The sequence below is a fragment of the Streptococcus cristatus genome, assembly GCF_001578775.1.
GTDB lineage: Bacteria > Bacillota > Bacilli > Lactobacillales > Streptococcaceae > Streptococcus > Streptococcus cristatus_A.
Genome location: NZ_KQ969062.1, coordinates 133,484 through 134,817, shown reverse-complemented (window position 1 = coordinate 134,817; position 1,334 = coordinate 133,484). Strand labels below are relative to the sequence as shown.

Sequence of the window (1,334 nt, the reverse complement as noted above, 5' to 3'; positions counted from 1 at the left end):
AATGTGAAACTACTGCTCCTCCTGAACCAAGAGGTCATAAGGGAAGAAGTCCAAATCCTTGAAGCGCTCATCGTAGATACCCCGAATCTTGCAAAGGGCTGCCGTGTCGAAACTCCAGTAGCCATAGTAGGCATCTTCTGTCTTGTGAGTATCGTACCACCAAGCTTCCGAATGGGCATAATACCAGAATTTCTGAGCCTCAATAACACTATCGGCTGTATCCCCAATCATATTCAGGTATTCCAGATGAGAATGGAAGCCGACCACTCGGTCATCAACCAAGTAAGAACCTAGAAAATCAATGTAGTCATCTTGTACATACTCTTCCCCTGTTTCTGAATACTGAATATACTTGTCGAATAAGACTCTCAAATCATCTATAAATTCTTCTTTGCGGTTTTCAAACAGGACGGCAAGAGAAAGATAGTCAATGATAGTAAAATAGCCGTCATTTTCAGTGTAAGAGAGGCTATAATATTTTAAAGAAATTTTAAACCAGTTAAAGACTTCATCTATTGAGTTTCCGAGGGAATAGTTGATAGTCAATAACTTTCGAGTATATCCAGATTGGGCAATATAAAAATAGCTTAATCTATCTTTAGGTACTTCTCCCTTTAATTCTTCAAATTCGTTGAATGTCTTAGTATTAAACTGTAATCTTTTTTCAAAATAGAATTTATCCTTGTATTTATCTCTAAACATCAGAGTCCTCATTTCATCTTTTTAGCTGCACTATCTAGTTGATTAATAATGATATCACCATTATTTTTAATGTTAAACAGATTGCTTTGTACATCTCCGCTTCTCATAAATAAAGATTTACGAATATTTACAGCATGCTCTTCGCTCACTACCTCATCCAGTCGGTTATCAATCCATCTATTATTCATTTGCCGTCCATCTCGAGTCTTGCCCAATGTTGGAGAATTATTTCCTGAAGTAAACTTGGCCTCGGAAATGATATAAGGTGGATGGCCGTTTGGATTGTGATAGACGCCGTCTATACCCTGGTGGCCTACATCTTGCAGACCGGTGACCATGTCTTGACTGATGCGTTCATAGCCAAACTGACGGTAATACTCGTCCTGGACCATCTCGCCGAAGTTCCCCTTCTCCAGATTCGTTTTTAGATCTACCTCGCCGGTCTGGACTCTCAGGATTTCAGCCTGCTGCTGGGCAATCTCTTCTGGTGCACATCATTCATATGGCTCTGCCAGTTGGTACCCTCCCAATGAACTTCCGGAACGTCCGGCTTCCCAGGCACATCCAGGTCTGCCGTCTTCTTCGTAGAGGGCATATCCAAATCCACAGAGCCACCTTTAACATGAATATCA

The 1,334-nt window shown here is 40.9% G+C and carries 3 protein-coding genes; all 3 read right to left on the bottom strand.

The features are described 5' to 3' along the window. Nucleotides 1–9: 9 nt before the first annotated feature. Nucleotides 10–702 (bottom strand): PoNe immunity protein domain-containing protein, encoded by a 693-nt coding sequence (locus tag SCRDD08_RS00660; protein WP_081104235.1) that lies wholly within the window; start codon nt 700–702, stop codon nt 10–12. Between the two features lie 8 nt (nt 703–710). Next, nucleotides 711–1,094, bottom strand: coding sequence for a hypothetical protein (locus tag SCRDD08_RS00655; protein ID WP_231089310.1), 384 nt, complete (start codon nt 1,092–1,094; stop codon nt 711–713). A gap of 59 nt (nt 1,095–1,153) precedes the next feature. Next, nucleotides 1,154–1,334: hypothetical protein (locus SCRDD08_RS11770; protein WP_231089309.1), on the bottom strand; the 181-nt coding region annotated here is incomplete at its 5' end.